The organism is Fulvivirga marina (assembly GCF_016775155.1).
Classification (GTDB): Bacteria; Bacteroidota; Bacteroidia; order Cytophagales; family Cyclobacteriaceae; genus Fulvivirga; species Fulvivirga marina.
Window position 1 is genome coordinate 265,011 of the sequence record NZ_JAEUGD010000042.1, and the last position, 16,468, is coordinate 281,478.

Below are 16,468 nucleotides of genomic sequence, written 5' to 3' on the forward strand. Positions count from 1 at the left end.
GGTGGGTAGTGGTATCTGGACAATGATTAGCAACTGATCGAAAAGGCTGGGTTAAATAGTGATTTGGTGAAGATTGAAGCGTCTAATTAAGGTTAATGGTTCAGGATATCAATAACCAGTCTGTTAAGCTCCATTAGGGCTTCATTGTCTTTGATGATGTAATCCCGGAGACCATTTTCAACAAATGCATCCCGAAGATTAACATCGATGTCATTTAAAATGAGTACCTTCTGATTTGGGTTTGTGTTAGTTATTTTTTCTAAAGTTTCCTGACCTGTTAGGGCATTAGGGAGGCCTTTGTTAATATAGAAGTTAAGTAAGATAAGGTCAGGGTTCAGTGAGAGGTTTTCGATACAACTTCTACCAGTTGCAAAATTTCTTACCTTGAATTTGTAGAGGTTGTCTGTGTCTGATTTGATCTCCAGTTTGCTGAAATGTGTATTTAATATCTGAAGAAAATGAGGGTCATCGTCAACCACAAACACCAGTAATTCTTCTTTTTTAACCTCCTTGGCGGCAGCCAATTCTGAAGGGAATTTAATACGGATAATATCGTTTTGAAGCGATCGCGTATTGCGGTAATCGTCTACCTTGCTCAAAGAAAATCGTGGCATTCAGGTAAGGGTTATGGGGTGTTTAAGGTTTTTCTTCCTTTACAAAACTTACATGTATACAAAAATAGCATTTTTGATTTATTTTCATAACTTTTTGTAAAATACTGTTTAAGATACAAAAAAAGGCGAGGTTTAACCCCCGCCTTTGCTATTTCAGTATTTATCTTTTACCCCTCCTGAAGAAAAGGATATCTGTAATCTGTTGGTGGTATAAAAGTCTCCTTAACAGTTCTTGGAGATACCCATCTCAGCAGGTTGAGTGCTGAACCTGCTTTGTCATTGGTTCCTGAAGCTCTTCCTCCTCCAAATGGTTGCTGACCTACTACTGCACCTGTTGGTTTGTCATTGATGTAGAAGTTACCAGCAGCGTTTACCAGTTTTTTAGAAGCAAGCTCAATAGCATACCTGTCTTTGGAAATGATAGAGCCTGTAAGTGCATAAGGAGAAGTGCTGTTAACTAGTTCCAGAGTTTCCTCAAATCGCTCTTCCTGATATACATAAACTGTTACCACTGGTCCAAAGATTTCCTCGCAAATAGTTTTTGACTGAGGGTCTTTGGTTACTACAACTGTAGGCTCAATAAAATACCCTTTAGATTTATCACATCCACCACCTGCAATGATCTCACTCATGTCATTGTTTTTGGCATAATCGATATATCCGGCGATTTTATCAAAAGCTTTTTCATCGATAACGGCATTGACGAAATTGCTAAAGTCCTCAGTTCCCCCCATTTTGATATCTTTCAGGTCTTCCTGAATGTATTTTTTCACATCATCCCAAAGGTTGCCAGGAACGTAAACCCTTGAAGCTGCAGAACATTTTTGTCCCTGGAACTCGAAAGAACCTCTTACAATAGCAGTTGCAACTTCTTTGGCATTCGCCGACTTGTGGGCAACTATAAAGTCTTTACCTCCAGTTTCACCAACTATTCTAGGGTATGTTTTGTACTTGTCAATGTTCTGGCCGATAGTTTTCCATAGATGACGGAATACGCCAGTGCTGCCTGTGAAGTGAAGGCCAGCAAAATCAGGGTGGTTGAATACCACATCGCCTGCAACGGGTCCGTCAACGTATATCAGGTTGATAACACCATCAGGCAATCCTGCTTCTCTAAATACTTCCATGATAACCTGAGCAGAATAGATTTGCGTATAAGCAGGTTTCCAAACTACAGTGTTACCCATCAATGCCGCTGATGCAGGCAAGTTTCCGGCAATAGCAGTGAAGTTGAATGGAGTAATGGCGAACACGAAACCTTCTAAAGGACGGTACTCAAGCCTGTTCCATACACCTGGAGAAGACTCAGGCTGATCCTGATAGATCTCGGTCATGTAATGTGCGTTGAAACGGAGGAAGTCAATTAGCTCACAAGCGGAATCGATCTCAGCCTGGAAAGCATTTTTAGACTGTCCTAGCATAGTAGCTGCATTGATCCTGGCGCGGTAAGGACCGGCAATGAGATCGGCCGCTTTTAAAAATATGCTGGCTCTGTGCTCCCATGATAACTCTGCCCATGCTTCTTTAGCACCTAAAGCTGCATCTATAGCTTGCTGTACATGTGAAGAATCTCCCTCATGGAAATACCCCAGCACATGCTGATGGTCATGAGGAGGATTTAAGGGCAACTTTTTACCAGTTCTGATTTCTTCAGAACCGATGTACATGGGAATATCAGCCTGTTTAGCTCTGGCTTCTTCAATAGCCTTTTTCAAACTAGCCTTTTCAGCTGAACCCGGTCCGTAAGCAAGTACCGGCTCATTTTCAGGGAACGGTACATTGTAAACTCCTTTTGGCATACTCTATAAATAATTATGTAAGAAATGATGTGTTTAGGCATGCAAATTTAAGCCATTACTTTGTAAAATCCGACCGGGCTACAGGATATTCATAAGCTGGCTCAGGCAATTGATCTCCAGGTGTATACTTTCTCGGTGCTCTTTCTGCAACGGATTGAAATAGACGGAATCGATAGATGCACCCTTGGCTCCGAGAATATCAGCCAGGAGGTTGTCGCCAATCATCAAGGTGTTGTGGCAGGCCGAACCGGCTACCTCTAAAGCGTGGTTGAATATCTCTTTTGAAGGTTTGCGGTGGCCTATAGTCTCTGAGGTTATCATGCCACTGAAGTAGCTTTTTAGGTTGGATTTTGACAGCTTTATTTCCTGTACATCGTCGAAACCGTTGGTCAGGATATACATGTCATATTTTTGTTTCAGGTATGAGAGCGCATCATGAGCAAAAGGCAATAGGTTTGTTTTGGTAGGACAGATATTTAGGTAGTCGTCAGCCATGCGAAGAGCAAGCTCAGAGTCCTGGATGCGAAAATGATTCAGGATTCGGTTAAAGCGCTCCTTTCTTATCGTACTCCGATCAATTAGCCCATGGTCATACTGGCGCCAAAGCCCTGAGTTTACCTTGCTGAAGCGGTAGTTGAACTGATCAAAAGAAAAGCCGCAGAGGGTTTTGAGTTTGTAGTTGATGTAAATTTCATTCAGGGTTTCTCGAGAGTTTTTATCATAATCCCATAGGGTGTGGTCAAGATCAAATAAAATTACTTTGTATTTCTGCATTAGCTCTGCCAGTTTCTCGTCTGTAGTTTGTTTAATGCCAGTTCTCTGTTTGAATACATCGTTTTATAAGCCTCAAGGTCACCACGTAGAACCTGATCCTTTTGTAGGAATTGAAATATTTGGTTGATGATGTCATAGACCTCATCTTTTAAATGATAGAATACCCATTGGTCTTGCTTGCGTGTGTTCAATATACCTGAATTTTTCAGGTATATAAGATGTCTTGATGTTTTGGTCTGGGTGAAATCCAGGATCAGTTCTAAGTCAGAAATACACATCTCCTTATTTTTGAATATAAGGTGAAGTATGCGAAGCCGGGATTCATCAGAGCAAGCTTTGAAGATTTGGGAGCCAAAGGACAAACTAAAATTTTTTAATCTCATGGTTAAGGTCTGGTTGAATCAAAATTAAAATAAATACTGAACATTATAAGGAAAATTGGCGTTCAATTGATATCTTCGAAATCCTATACATCCATAGTTTTAGTACGTTGAAGTGTTTGAAAAAGGTTCGTGGAAAGTATTTATGGCTTGCGGTATTGCTGGTTGCAGTGCTCGTCCTATCCAAGGTTGATGCTCAGGCTCAAGGTAAGAAAAAAGTAATTCAGCTTTCTGGTATTGTACTGGGAGAGGACAGTGTGTCCGGCATTCCTGGAGTACATGTGTATGTGCCAAAAGCCGGGAGAGGAACAACCACTAACCGGGTTGGGTATTTTTCAATGCCTACGCTTGTGGGTGATGAAATCGTGATCAGTGCGATTGGCTATGAAAAGCAATACTACAGAATACCTGATACCGATAAGGAAAACCTGACGATATTGATTGAACTGGTTTCTGATACAACCTTTTTGGAAACCGTTGAGATCATGCCTTTTCCAACAGAAGAGGTTTTTAAAGAGGCTGTGCTAGCTCTTAATCTGCCTGTAAGAGAGGATGTAAATAATGAAAACCTAAATGATGAGTTGCTGGCCCTGATGTTGCAGACCACGCCTATGGATGCTAATATGAATCATAGATACTATATTGATAACTGGGTGCAGTATCAGGGGGATAAATTCGGCCCAAGACCCAACCCATTATTAAATCCATTTAATTGGGCCAGGTTTTTCAAATCCTTGAAAAATAAAAACTAATTGATCGGGTCTATATCGCAAAAGATACGATAATAAGAATAAATAGTACTAAGTACACCACGCCAATCAGCCACTTGTAAAATCTAAATTCTGCACCTTTCATTGTAGTAAAGTTTTCTTTTAATATAAGAACAGCAGAAGGCGTGCCAAATTCTAAAATCCTCTTTAAAGTGGTTTAATCGCTGCTTTTGAGATGGGTTTGTTGGTTTTGAGCTCTACTTTTGGGATTTTGTTTATTATTGGGAAGATTGAGCCAGGAAACGTAAATGGCAGAATTTGTTACCAGCAGACTATTTAAACTTACAAACAGGACCAAGGGTCAAAGTTTATCTAGTAACTCTTTTGATCTATTGAAATATGGGGAGGTTTCCGGTATTTGTTCTAGTTGCTTTTTACAGGCATTGGTCTTATCCTGTCTGAGATAGCCAAGAGCCAGATACCAACTTGCGGCTGACTGAAATACTGATTTGCCCTGTGCTACATCTGTCAGCAGATTTTCGGCTGCTGTATAGTTGTCAATTTCGATATATGAGATGGCCAGATAAACTTTTAATCTGGGGTTCTCAGGGTCCGCTTTGAGTAGTTGGTTTAGAAGTTTAGCAGCTTCAGTGTACTTCTTGCCGTTAAAAGCTTCTTCAGCAGCCATTGTAAGTGACTGATTTTCGCTTCTACTGGAGAGTGTCAGGGGCTCATAATCAGAGTAATCGTTATAGTTGGGGCCTGATGGCCAGCTAATAATAAATACAAAACTAAGAGCTAACACAATACATGCAGCGGCTGCCCAATAGATGTTGCGTAAGGGTATGGTTCTTCCATTTTTCTTTGATGATGCAAAAAACTCAGATGAAACGGCTTCTAATGTTAACTTAAGGTCTTCTTCCCCGTGCTTACTTTTCTCCTGGGCCTTAAGACTTTCGCTTACCTCTTTATATACCCTTACTTTTTTCGCAAATTGTTCATCCTCCATTCTGGAATCAAAATCGTTCTGCTCATCCTCAGTCAGGTCATTATTCAGGTATTTTTCTATAAGGTGATATTCTTCCGCATTCATAGGCTACAACTCGTTAATGTTCTTATATTCCTTTGATTTACGAACTAGCTCTGTTAAATGTCCCATGCATATCGATTTTTTCTTTCGCACATAGGCATACGATACGCCAAGTTTTTCAGCTACAGTTTTCATAGAGTCTATTTTCATGGTAAGCTTGATCAGCTCACGACATTTTTCACTCATTGCATTTAACTTATCTATTAGCAGCTTACTTTTTAGTTCATACAATTCAGTACTGTCAACAGTCTGTTCGCTTTGTCTGTCAACAGATGCAAGATCTTCTTCAATTGTTACCTCCTTACGGTCAGTATTTTTTAGTTTATTCCACCACCTTCTCTTGCACAGCAGAAAAAAATAAGCATCAAAAGGGCATGTGAGCACCAATTTTTTTTCGAATGCCTGCTTGTATATCACTATTAATGTTTCCTGTATAACATCTCTCGCATCGCTGTCATCACCATTATTCTTTTTTATAAAGGCTACCACTTTGCCGGAAAATTTTTCATAGATCTCTCTGACCATGACGCTGTCATTATGAAGAAGCGCTTCAATATACCGTTGGTCGCTATGAGCTTTTGGGCTATCCATTGTGGGCAAGAGTGCTAAACAAGTTCATTTTTTTGTCTTCTGAAATTTTATTTAAAAAAACTTCTTCCGGATGGGTAACAATTTGTGAGGCAGTTGATCTAGGGGTGTAATCAAAAAATTGAAAATCATGAAAACTTTGAAATTTTTAACCAATCTTGTTTTTATTTTTAGTATGATGTCTGTCACCCTCATTGGGTGTAACAATGATGATCAGGAGATACCTAACCCTGATGTGAAAGTTCCTGATGGAGAGGCATTGCAGAATAAGTACGTGGAGTTTCTGGAATCTGAAACCCAGACTTTCTCTATTAATATTGATAATGGAGGTTCTGTTACCAGTGCTCAGGGTACTTACCTATATTTTAGTCCGAACTCCATGCAGGACGCTCAGGGAAATGAAGTAACCGGTGATATCGACATTGAATTTATAGAGCTTTATGATAAGGCACAGATGCTTTTAGGGGATAAGTCTACCCGTGGTCGTCAGGAAGATGGTTCTATTGCTACTCTCGTTTCCGGTGGTGAGTTTTTTGTAAATGCACAAAAAGATGGAGAGCAACTGCAGCTTATGCCCGGTATTGGTTTTCAAATTATGGTGGAGACTGATAATCTTGATATGGGTATGCAGTTATTTGTAAATGAAAACGAGGATTGCGTGGAGGTAGATTGTGATGTGATATGGGAGCAGGCCAATGGGCGACTTGAGGCAGGAGATGCTCAGGGAGGGAATGGTGAAGGCGGAGGTGTATACTACGGCTTTGCAGATAACTTTGGATGGACAAATATTGACAGATGGTATAGCGATCCGAGGCCTAAAACAACTCTGTTTGTAGATGTGCCAGAAGGTTATGATAATACCAATTGCGGTGTTTTCCTTTCTTATGACGGAGAACCTACGGCATTGGCTAAGCTTGATGTGTATGATGAGGAAACGGAGCTTTTTACAGAGCACTACGGTCAAATTCCGATTGGGTTAGAGGTGCATTTCATAGTGCTATCAGTGATAGATGATCAGTATTACTATGCTATTCAAGGGGCTACAATTACAGAAAATCATGTAGAGATCATAGGTGATCTAAGCCCAATAACAGAGGCGGAGCTTATACAGCTGGTTGAAGCACTTCCCTAGTTGGGAATTATCAATAACTACCCAGTCCCTCTCCTTGGAAAAGGAGAGGGTTGAGCGATTTGTGGTGTGTCAGCTGGCAGGTTTATCAAAATTTGAAACACCTGCCATACGAACACTATATTTGGCTTGAACTATATTTTTGATATATTATCGCTTAGCTTTTCCCTCATAGGGAGATATCAACTTAACCACTACCATGCAACGGATCATTATTTTCATAACTATACTCTCTCACAGCTATATGGTGAAGGCTCAACTGGTTACGGATACCACTGCCAGAAAAGCTGAAATACTATATAATCAATATGAAAACAAAGTAGAGCTTAAAGCAGATGCCCCACCTTTGGTGCAGATTTCAGGTGCTCCGGAGGCGTTTTATACCTATTTTTGGGAGTTTGGAGATGGGCATTTCAGTTTTGAAGAGAAACCAGAGCATGTGTATAAGAATAGGGGAGAATATAACGTCAGACTTCAGGTTACTAATAATTATGACAATGGTAAACCACCGCCAAGCCGTCCTAAAACCATTAATGTAAGCAAAATAAACCATCAGTCGGATCCACTTTCTACCGAGAGGGATTTTCAGGGGCTGGCTATGCTGAAGACCAGAGAGCCGGTGCCCGATGAGGAAATGGTTGTAGTGATGAAATACAGAAACGATTTGGGCTATGCTACTAATGGGAAGTTGTATGTTTATTATAATGAGCGAAAATATAGAGCTAACAATTTTGAGATCAGTGATGTAAGAACTCATCATAATGAAAAGCCGGCTGAAGATATGCTTTTGTCAGCCCATTTCAATACCAATTCCAAGGGAGTACCTGACATGGCCTTGGCATCGGCTAGTCTGGGAGGGCGTCCGTTTCCCTTTTTTCAAAACCCGGGCGATTCTATAAGAAATCATGTTTTTATTACCGAAGAGGAGTCAGAGCAGGAGTTTAGGGATAAGCTCATATTTAGGTTTGAAGATCTTGCCCCAAAGGAGGAGAGAAATGTATTCTTCACCATTAAAACTACTCCCGAAATGCTCAAGGACACCAGTGCTATAGTAAAAATAAGAGGTGTCTTTGTACCTGATGAAAGATCTGAAAGTCACCATGTCAAAGATCTTGAAATGGAGATCACTACTTCTCACGACCCTAATAAAATGGCGGTTTCTGATACGCGGATTAATTATCGACTGGTGGATAAAAAGAGACTGAAATATAAAGTTCGCTTTCAAAATAATGGAGAGGGCCCGGCTACCACCATAAGGCTGAATGTTAATGTGCCCGAAATCATCGATAAAAATACCCTTAAAATACTTGATACTTATCCGGAGTGTCCTGTTTGTCCGGATAGTGACTCATTGCGTGTGAGTTATAGTTGTATCGATACGGTCTTTTCAGAAAAGCAGGTCTCTTTTATTTTTAATAACATCTATCTGCCAGGAAGCAACCAGAAAGGGGTGTATAAGTATGATTCTACTAAGGGTTTTGTGAGATATAGTGTAAAGATGAAAGACAAAGCGCCTAAAATAAACTCTGCCAGCCGTACAGCTATTATTTTTGATAAGAATGAGCCTATACTTACCAACTTTAGCAAGACTCATTTCAAGCCTGGGCTGTCATTGGGTGTAATGTCAGGCTACAATTCTATAGCACTGCTCCACAATAGTACGAATTACTTTATTGGTATCACGGCCTCCCCCTACAAGCCATATCGGGGATACTTGCAGGCCGAACTTCAGATTAGTAAAGGCACTTATGATAATAGCCGGAGTTATGAATTGAGAACGGAACTGGAGCCGGGCTCTGGTATTATGGACCTTACTGTAGTCGATGAGCAGATGGATTATGAGTATATGGATATTACTTTGGTTCCGATATCATACAGATACAACTTTAATAAATTTATTGGAGTAGGGGGAGGAGTACAGATATCTGGTAGATTGTATGAAGAGCTTGAGCAAACTTCTGATTACGAGTATTTTATTGAGTTTCCTCAAAATAGAATAGAGCCTAATCAGAATAAACCCAATGAAACTATTGTTTATGATGAGCGAGATAGTAGGTTCGAAATTAATCCAGGTGCTTTTGCAGACCTAAACTTGGGCTCGATCAGGATAGGTCCAATTGTGGGGGCAAGGTATATATGGCAGCTCAATGCCCCACACCACATCTGGGCATTTTACTTGCTCTGGAAATTTTAGATTTTGATATGTTAATCAGGTTTCTCCTTAGTTTTAGTATAGCCTTTTGTTCGATTGCTACTGAACAATCAGTTGCTGGTGGGGAGGCATTTCAGCAGCGAATAGATGAGCTTATCAAACAGGATAGCCTAGATGCGTTTATTTACACTTATCTGGATGAATTTCTGAAAGATCCGACTTACGAGCGTCTCTATTTATTTGAAGAGGCAGATGAGAAACAGTGGAGAGATCCCAAAAATAAGCAGGAGTACCTAGCCAGTACCATTTTTCTATGCAATAAGGGTTATTATCTCTTGCAGTACAGTCTAGTTGATGAGGCGGTAAGGGCCTATGAGATAGCCTGGAGTTATGATCAGAGGTTCGCTATTGATGGGTTTGATATTATTGAATATTGTCTCAAACCATTGGGGAATGCCTACAGTATACTTGGGGATTATGCTAGTGCAGAAAGTATTATTAAGAGCTATTTACTAGAGGCTCAAAAGAAAGGGTTGAGAGATCAGCAAGTTTCGGCATTGATTAACCTGTCCATTGTTTATCATGATACAGGCAAAAATAAGGAGGCAATAGAGGTTTTAAGCACGGCCCGAAATAGCAGTCCGGGAAAGGCGGGCCTTGTCTATTCTAACCTTGCGAAAAATTACCTGAATATAAATGAGCTTACAGAAGCCAGGGCATATGCCCTGAAAGCTGCTCAGGCTTTTGAAAAAATGGAGGCAGTGGAAGATTTAGGTTATTTAACCAATGTATATAGCATACTGTCATCAATCAGCCTAATGAAAGGCGATAGTGCGGAAGCCTTGAACTATTTGGGTAAAGCAAGACATTTAATGGAAGCTCATCCATTGGTAAAGTCAAGGGAGTATGCAAAAGTGATTGTGCTGGAGGCTGGGATACTTTCTGCGATGGGTGACTATGGTGGTTCTTTAAATAATTATAACCAGGCGCTTCAGCAGTTGATCCCTCAGTTTAAACCGTACAAATGGTTTCCCTCTGAGGAGATGTTGTATGCAGAGAATACGTTCAAAGAGATATTTGATGGTATGGCGAATGTTTTTGTATCACTTGATTCGCCGGATCAGGCCATTACCTGCTACAAGAAGAGTTTTAGTGTAGAGGAAAGGTTGAAGCAAAACTATGGATACAATGAGTCCAAGTACTTGCAGCAGGGCGAGAACCGCTGGCGTGCAGAGCAGATGCTGGCGTTATTTTATAGGTTATTTGTATTGACTAAAGACATTCGGTATATCAGAGAAGCCTTTGAGGTGGCTGAAATGACCAAGTCAATAGCGCTTAAAGATAAATTGTATAATCGAATGGCATGGGAAAGTTTTGCAGGAGACCCCTTATTCGTGAAAAGGAAGAAATTGGCTTTGCGCAGATCAAGGGCAGAAGCTGCTTTGGTGCAGGAGCAGCTAAAAGGGAAGCAGGCTGATATGGGCACTATTGAGTACCTGATGGACAGGAAGAACAAAGCTGCGATGGATCTAAAAGTGCTTGAAAGGAAAATGCCTGGTTTAGCTATTAAAAATAACGGGCAGACCAACCTCGATAGTTTACAGCACAAGGTGAGGCTTAATCAACTGACTTTAGTGGAGTATTTCTTTGGTACAGAGGCTTTGTATGCATTTGTGTTTGATGGTTCATCTGTAAAAATGTATCGAAACAATGACATCGAGCAGGTTAGAGAGGCCGTAATCCAATATGGTGCTCAGTTTACTGATGAGGTAAAGATCAATGCTGCTCCGGATATCTTTGCAGGCCTTTCGCAGAGGTTATTTGGTATACTGCTTCCTTTCAGCGTTGATCATGGCTTGCTGATTATCCCTGATGGCCTGCTCAACTTTATTCCATTTGAAGCTCTGTTGACTGGTAAGCCTACTTCAGCAGACTTTAGTCAATGGCCCTGGCTGATCTATAAAAGCCCCGTTTTTTATCAGTATTCTGCAGCACTTTATTTGAACGATTTTCAAAGAGGGGAGCTTTCTGCTGATAAGGTACTGGGTTTTTTTCCGCGCTTTGCGGATACTGACCGCTACCTGAAATACTCGCAAAATGAGCTTGATGAGATACGTAAATATTTTGATGGCGATTTTCTTAGCAATAATGAGGCTACTAAGCAGGCTTTTATAAGCCGAGCTCCTGACTATCCGGTCATTCATCTTTCTACCCATGCGAAGCCTGGCGGCTTTCATGAGCCACCCTCTGTGGCTTTTGCGGATTCAGCATTGTATCTGCCTGAGGTGTTTGGTCTTGATTTAAATACCCGGCTGCTGGTGTTGGGTGCATGTGAAACTGGTATAGGAAAGCTTTATAAAGGTGAAGGGCCTTTGAGTTTGGCCACCGGCTTTTTACATGCCGGGGTAAATAATATAGTACTGTCATTATGGAAAGTAAATGATTACTCCACATCAAGGCTAATGGCAAATTTTTACAGAAACTATAATGAAGAGCCATTGGCCTATGATGCTCTGCATCAGGCCAAGTTAGATTACCTGAAAGATAGAAACGTTGGTGTGGATAAAAAATCACCTTACTATTGGGCTCCATTTGTATATTATGGAGGTCATGATTCGGATGGTATAAATCAAGAGCTGGGATTCAGCCTTTACATGCTTTTTGTGGTAGTAGCAGTGGTTGGAGTGGGAGTATGGTCGTATTACCGGAAATTGAAGTGAAATTTTTTTGACTTTGTGCTTACGTAAGTAATAAAATATCCCTAATATTGCGGTCCGGTTTCGGGATGTGGCGCAGTCCGGTTAGCGCACCACGTTAGGGACGTGGGGGCCGCTGGTTCGAATCCAGTCATCCCGACAGAAATTAAAGCAGAATCTGAAGAAGGTTCTGCTTTTTTATTTTCTAACAATACAGAGAACTAAGTTTGAATGGTTAATTTATTCTTCTAAATATTCTTTGGTTTAGGTCATAAAATTCAAAGCGTTCTTTGTCTATAATTGGCACAAGAGCATCAAAAAAGCCTATGATTAACAATCCTCCTGTGTTTAAACAGTCATAAAATTTATTAAGTACTAACTTCTTGGCTCCACTATCAAAGTAGATCATAACATTCCTACAGAATATAATATCATACTTTTCATGATTTTGATCAGTAATCAGATTGCTCACTTTGAATTTGACATCTCTAATTAAAGATAAATCCATTGCTCCTACTTTACCTTGTTGTTCATAATATTTTTCTAATGAACCCTGACCTGCATATTTTAAATAATTATGATCATAATCTTGAAGTTTTAACAAATGATACTTTCCTTCTTGTGCGCTTTTTAATGCATCAGAATTCATATCAGAGGCCAGAGATCGCAACCTGCCTTCAAGTCCAATTTCACGAGTTAAAATATTTAGTGAAAAAACTTCTTCTCCTGTAGAACAGCCTGCATGCCATATTGATATACTTTTTTTATCTCCAATCAATGTTGGCAATATATCTTTTAGTCTTATCCAAAAACCAGGGTCTCTGAACATTGCTGTTAAGCCCACTGATAATTCATTAACAAAAGGACTTACAAACTCTTTTTCTTTAAGAATCTTAACCCACAGCTCATGAATAGAGTTTAATTTAAATACTGATAATGCCCTGATTATTCTTCGCTTCAGAGATTTAGGTTCATAACAAGTAAAATCAACGCCATGCCTCTGCATGATGGCTGCAGTTAAAGAATTGATTTCTTCATCAGATATATCTATCATTTGGCGGCTATTTTTACAATCATCTCTTTATCAATAAGTATCATAAGTATTCTGGTGATGTCATTACCTGAATTCTTTATGGGATGGAAGACAGCCCTAAATATTCTAATATTACCTTCCTGAGATACATGTGATATTATATCTTCCACTACCTGATCCCTTTCATTTTTTTTAACTATGTTGTTCATATGAGCAACACTGAAATCTGTCTTGAAAAAATCACTTATAGGGCGGTTACGTAATTCAAGTTTTGATATTCCAAAATCATTATGAAATATTTGATTTGCCTTAGCGCATTTGCCTTCAGGGGTTAATTCTATTACCGGTACAGTATTTTTAAAAGCCCCTAACAACTGAGTATTATTTATTTCTCTTTCCTTTTCCAGTGTATTAAATTGGGCAAACATTTTAAAGCTTTCAATTTCACCATTTGTAGACATCACCGGATTAAATGTTCCTAGTAGCCATAAATTTTTACCTTCTTTGGATTGCTGTTTAAATTGGCCTGTAAAAAAATGGCCTTCCATAAGGTTACTCCACATCATTTCATTTTGTGGCTTTTTGCTCTCCTCACTTGTTAGCAAAACCTCATACCCTTTACCTAGTAGGTCACTTAAATCATATCCGGAGATATCCAGATATACCTTGTTAGCATTTATAATTTTAGCGTCTTTATCAAACTCTAGAATGGCTATAGTTTTATTCAGTGTTTCTAAATGACTGCTTAACTCCTTTCTTTGATTTTCAGTTTGGATATGCAGCTCCTTTTCTTTTGTTACATCTGTGGCGTATTTTATTATTTTCACGGTCTTTCCCTCAATATCAAGCAAAGGGTTGTAGACACCTCTCATCCATATTTCCTCTTTATCACGATTGATCCTCCGAAATTCTCGATTTATAAACTTTCCGGATTTAAGGTCTGCCCACAATTGTTTGTACTCAGGAGAGTTGATATCTTCTTTAGGGATCAGAATTTCATGATGTTTGCCTATTAATTCTTCCCTTTTGTAATTAACTATCTTTAGAAAATTATCATTTACCTCTATGATGTTCCCGTTTATATCAAATTCTATAACGGCATTTGATCTGTTAATAGCTTCTAACTTATTTTTATAATCTAGTGCTGAGATTTTTGTTTCGGTAATATCGGCCTGAACTGAGATGTATTTATCTACTTCTCCATTTTCATTTTTTACAGGGTTTATAGCCATAGACACCCAATAGGAATTTCCCTCTTTATCATAGTTTAAGATTTCTTCATATAAAGATTCTTCAGATTCAAGTTTTTTTCTAATTCTTGCTAATGTGTCCTTATCAGTATTTTTCCCTTGTAAGACGTCACCTGGCTTCTTCCCAAACATATCATCCAGAGTATACTTAGTTAATCTTGTGAAACCAGGATTTACATATTCCACAAGTCCTTCAGCATTGGTTATAATTACTGAATTATTGGTGTTATCTGCTACCAGGGATAACCGTTCGAATTCCTTTTCTTTTTCCTTTCTTGCAGTAATGTTAAGTAAGAGAACTAAAATTTTGGATAGGTTTCCTGAAGCATCCTTTACTCCTGAATAGTTGGCATTTAGCCAAACTACTTTACCTGACTTTGATTTGATTTCAAGCTCACACTCATAGTTTTCACCTCCTTCCACTGAAGCCCAGAGATTTTCAATATGATTAGGAAGTAATAAGCTTGATCTATTTCTTAATTCATCAGTACTAAGGCCAATAATATTATTAATGCTTTCATTCGCAGTTATGATGTTGCCCTTTGTGTCAAACTCAACAAGACCTTGTGAGCTATTAATAGCTGAAAAAAGTCCATCAATTTCAATCTTGCCCCTTTGGAGCTCTTCTTGAGTAGATTGAAGCTTCTCCATATGATGCCTCATTTCCTCTTCCTGAGATCTCAACTCTTCAGACATTTGCTGAGACTTAGCAAGAAGATTCTTTGTATGTTGGTTTATTTTAGCCGAAGAAACTGTAGAGGCTACTACTTCAGCTACTTCTTTTAAAAATTCTACTTTATAGGGAGGTAATATTTCGAATGAAGCTAATTCAATTGCTCCGTAGCAAATATCATTTACTAAAAGTGGTACAATAATAATATTATTGGGAGTTGCCTCTCCTAAACCAGATGTAATATTGATATAATCATCAGGAATATCTGTGAGGAAGATAATTTCTTTTTCAAGCATTACCTGACCTATCAACCCTTGCCCCTCTTTAATTCTATTTTCTATAAATTTCTTTCTGTCATAGGCATAGCAAGCAGATAGCTCGAAAAATCGCTCATTCTCTTCTTCATACTGAACAAAAAAAGCGCCCTGATTTACCCCAACGTATTTTACCATATTACTAAGGATGATAAAGCTTAATTCCTTTAAGTCTTTATCATCTGTTCTTAATAGCTCACTAAATTTTGCCAACCCCTCATTTTGCCAACTTCTTCTTTTTTCCTCCTCATTTATTTTGATTTGATTCTCTGACAGGGCTACCAGTGTAGAACCAATGGGACCATTTACATCGAGGTGTTTAAACTGAAAGGTTTCATTACCGAGTGATTTAACAAAATCAATAACTTCCTGCATTTTGAAATGCATTGATTGGATGTGAAAAGTTATCTGAGAAAAAGACTCTGATACCTTTTGAACAGGAATTACCCCACTGTCAATCTGGGCTGAGAATTCCTTGAGATTTATAAGTTTATTTGCGATTTCATTCACTAACCAAAGTGTGGCTAAAAGACTTATTGCCAAAAATACAGTGGAAACAAGTGTATTATTTAATATATGTAGCGATGCAGCCGATATACAGGTAGATAACACAATCGCTATTATCAGAACGAGTACTTTTCTTCCTAGAAGCTTGAATTTTTTCATATCCTAGTTGTCTAAGTCATTGACTATTTCAAGTATGCGTTTGTCCATCTTCCAAAGAAAAATGGGTGATATCATTTTGTGATTTGCGAATAGGAATGTAGAATTTGTTAGAACATAATGACCTTCATCTTCCAATTTAAGTGAGTTGTGGAAATCGGTCATATTATCAAATTTCAGTAACGCTGGAACATCTCCATAGATCCTTAAATTGAGCATGTTGGAGAGCTCAGTTATTACAGCTGCTGAAATGATGTTATCGATTTCTAATAGTATAATATTTTCATCTAAGGTTGAATTTGAACCAAATGAAGCAAGACTCATTTGAGAAATAGTGATTTTCTCTTTTTCATTAAAAATCAAATAGCTAACTCCACTTAATTGACCTATTATTTCAGTCTGAAGAATAGTAAGGTTATCCTGGTGATTATATTTCTTTAGTAAATAATTATGATCTGAGCATAATTCAACATGGGCTACTTCAATCATTACTTGCTGTCCTGTAAGCTTAGAAAAGGATACTGCGGCATTTCGGTAGCCTTTTGAAATGATTTCACTCATTAATAATTGTTCTTTTTCGGTTATCGTTATCATCAGCCAGGA

13 protein-coding genes and 1 tRNA gene are annotated in these 16,468 nt (G+C 38.8%); 5 read left to right on the top strand and 9 right to left on the bottom strand.

Annotated features, from left to right (window positions below; all coding sequences use genetic code 11):
- Positions 1-92 precede the first annotated feature (92 nt).
- The 4 genes from JMN32_RS11965 to JMN32_RS11980 all read right to left on the bottom strand — a co-directional run bounded on the left by JMN32_RS11965 (position 93) and on the right by JMN32_RS11980 (position 3,570).
- Entirely contained in the window at positions 93-614 is a 522-nt protein-coding gene (locus JMN32_RS11965; protein ID WP_202856562.1) for a response regulator, read from the bottom strand.
- Between the two features lie 167 nt (positions 615-781).
- Complete coding sequence (gene pruA / locus JMN32_RS11970; protein WP_202856563.1) at positions 782-2,413, bottom strand: L-glutamate gamma-semialdehyde dehydrogenase; 1,632 nt, start codon at positions 2,411-2,413, stop codon at positions 782-784.
- A gap of 78 nt (positions 2,414-2,491) precedes the next feature.
- Complete coding sequence (locus JMN32_RS11975) at positions 2,492-3,187, bottom strand: YjjG family noncanonical pyrimidine nucleotidase (protein WP_202856564.1); 696 nt, start codon at positions 3,185-3,187, stop codon at positions 2,492-2,494.
- Positions 3,187-3,570 (bottom strand): ArsR/SmtB family transcription factor, encoded by a 384-nt coding sequence (locus JMN32_RS11980; protein ID WP_155177223.1) that lies wholly within the window; start codon positions 3,568-3,570, stop codon positions 3,187-3,189. Before JMN32_RS11980 ends, JMN32_RS11975 begins: the two co-directional genes overlap by 1 nt.
- 116 nt (positions 3,571-3,686) lie before the next feature.
- On the opposite strand from JMN32_RS11980, the gene JMN32_RS11985 reads away from it, so the two are divergent.
- Entirely contained in the window at positions 3,687-4,319 is a 633-nt protein-coding gene (locus JMN32_RS11985) for a carboxypeptidase-like regulatory domain-containing protein (RefSeq protein ID WP_202856565.1), read from the top strand.
- 319 nt (positions 4,320-4,638) lie between these two features.
- Here JMN32_RS11985 and JMN32_RS11990 read toward each other — a convergent pair whose 3' ends face one another.
- The gene (locus JMN32_RS11990; protein WP_202856566.1) at positions 4,639-5,370 is read right to left on the bottom strand and encodes a tetratricopeptide repeat protein; all 732 of its coding nucleotides are present in this window, start codon (positions 5,368-5,370) and stop codon (positions 4,639-4,641) included.
- Between the two features lie 3 nt (positions 5,371-5,373).
- A complete protein-coding gene (locus JMN32_RS11995) occupies positions 5,374-5,958 on the bottom strand; it encodes an RNA polymerase sigma factor (RefSeq protein ID WP_202856567.1) in 585 nt (194 codons plus the stop codon).
- Positions 5,959-6,085: 127 nt separating this feature from the next.
- Here JMN32_RS11995 and JMN32_RS12000 point away from each other — a divergent pair, with 127 nt between their 5' ends.
- The 4 genes from JMN32_RS12000 (at position 6,086) to JMN32_RS12015 (ending at position 12,092) form a co-directional block, all read left to right on the top strand.
- Positions 6,086-7,087, top strand: a complete 1,002-nt coding sequence (locus tag JMN32_RS12000; protein ID WP_202856568.1) for a hypothetical protein — start codon at positions 6,086-6,088, stop codon at positions 7,085-7,087.
- A 196-nt stretch (positions 7,088-7,283) separates the two neighbouring features.
- Positions 7,284-9,278 carry a PKD domain-containing protein gene (locus tag JMN32_RS12005; protein WP_202856569.1) on the top strand — a complete coding sequence of 665 codons (1,995 nt, stop codon included), beginning with the start codon at positions 7,284-7,286 and terminating at the stop codon, positions 9,276-9,278.
- A complete protein-coding gene (locus JMN32_RS12010) occupies positions 9,221-11,956 on the top strand; it encodes a CHAT domain-containing protein (RefSeq protein WP_202856570.1) in 2,736 nt (911 codons plus the stop codon). Before JMN32_RS12005 ends, JMN32_RS12010 begins: the two co-directional genes overlap by 58 nt.
- Positions 11,957-12,017: 61 nt before the next feature.
- A tRNA-Pro gene (locus JMN32_RS12015) sits at positions 12,018-12,092 on the top strand.
- Positions 12,093-12,167: 75 nt separating this feature from the next.
- Here JMN32_RS12015 and JMN32_RS12020 read toward each other — a convergent pair.
- Genes JMN32_RS12020 through JMN32_RS12030 form a run of 3 tightly spaced genes read right to left on the bottom strand, consistent with a single transcriptional unit; the run spans position 12,168 to position 16,459 of the window.
- On the bottom strand, positions 12,168-12,986 hold the full coding sequence (locus tag JMN32_RS12020; RefSeq protein WP_202856571.1) for a CheR family methyltransferase: 819 nt from the start codon (positions 12,984-12,986) through the stop codon (positions 12,168-12,170).
- A complete protein-coding gene (locus JMN32_RS12025; RefSeq protein ID WP_202856572.1) occupies positions 12,983-15,868 on the bottom strand; it encodes a PAS domain S-box protein in 2,886 nt (961 codons plus the stop codon). The genes JMN32_RS12020 and JMN32_RS12025 overlap by 4 nt, the downstream gene beginning before the upstream one ends.
- A 3-nt stretch (positions 15,869-15,871) precedes the next feature.
- Complete coding sequence (locus JMN32_RS12030; RefSeq protein WP_202856573.1) at positions 15,872-16,459, bottom strand: hypothetical protein; 588 nt, start codon at positions 16,457-16,459, stop codon at positions 15,872-15,874.
- Positions 16,460-16,468 lie beyond the last annotated feature (9 nt).

Excerpts from the sequence above, each read along its gene's own strand:
- JMN32_RS12005 (WP_202856569.1), top strand. The coding sequence starts at position 7,284 with ATGCAACGGATCATTATTTTCATAACTATACTCTCTCACAGCTATATG.
- JMN32_RS11995 (WP_202856567.1), bottom strand. The coding sequence starts at position 5,958 with ATGGATAGCCCAAAAGCTCATAGCGACCAACGGTATATTGAAGCGCTT.
- JMN32_RS12000 (WP_202856568.1), top strand. The coding sequence starts at position 6,086 with ATGAAAACTTTGAAATTTTTAACCAATCTTGTTTTTATTTTTAGTATG.
- JMN32_RS11990 (WP_202856566.1), bottom strand. The coding sequence starts at position 5,370 with ATGAATGCGGAAGAATATCACCTTATAGAAAAATACCTGAATAATGAC.
- pruA (WP_202856563.1), bottom strand. The coding sequence starts at position 2,413 with ATGCCAAAAGGAGTTTACAATGTACCGTTCCCTGAAAATGAGCCGGTA.
- JMN32_RS12010 (WP_202856570.1), top strand. The coding sequence starts at position 9,221 with ATGGCAGCTCAATGCCCCACACCACATCTGGGCATTTTACTTGCTCTG.
- JMN32_RS12025 (WP_202856572.1), bottom strand. The coding sequence starts at position 15,868 with ATGAAAAAATTCAAGCTTCTAGGAAGAAAAGTACTCGTTCTGATAATA.
- JMN32_RS12030 (WP_202856573.1), bottom strand. The coding sequence starts at position 16,459 with ATGATAACGATAACCGAAAAAGAACAATTATTAATGAGTGAAATCATT.
- JMN32_RS11980 (WP_155177223.1), bottom strand. The coding sequence starts at position 3,570 with ATGAGATTAAAAAATTTTAGTTTGTCCTTTGGCTCCCAAATCTTCAAA.
- JMN32_RS12020 (WP_202856571.1), bottom strand. The coding sequence starts at position 12,986 with ATGATAGATATATCTGATGAAGAAATCAATTCTTTAACTGCAGCCATC.
- JMN32_RS11965 (WP_202856562.1), bottom strand. The coding sequence starts at position 614 with ATGCCACGATTTTCTTTGAGCAAGGTAGACGATTACCGCAATACGCGA.
- JMN32_RS11975 (WP_202856564.1), bottom strand. The coding sequence starts at position 3,187 with ATGCAGAAATACAAAGTAATTTTATTTGATCTTGACCACACCCTATGG.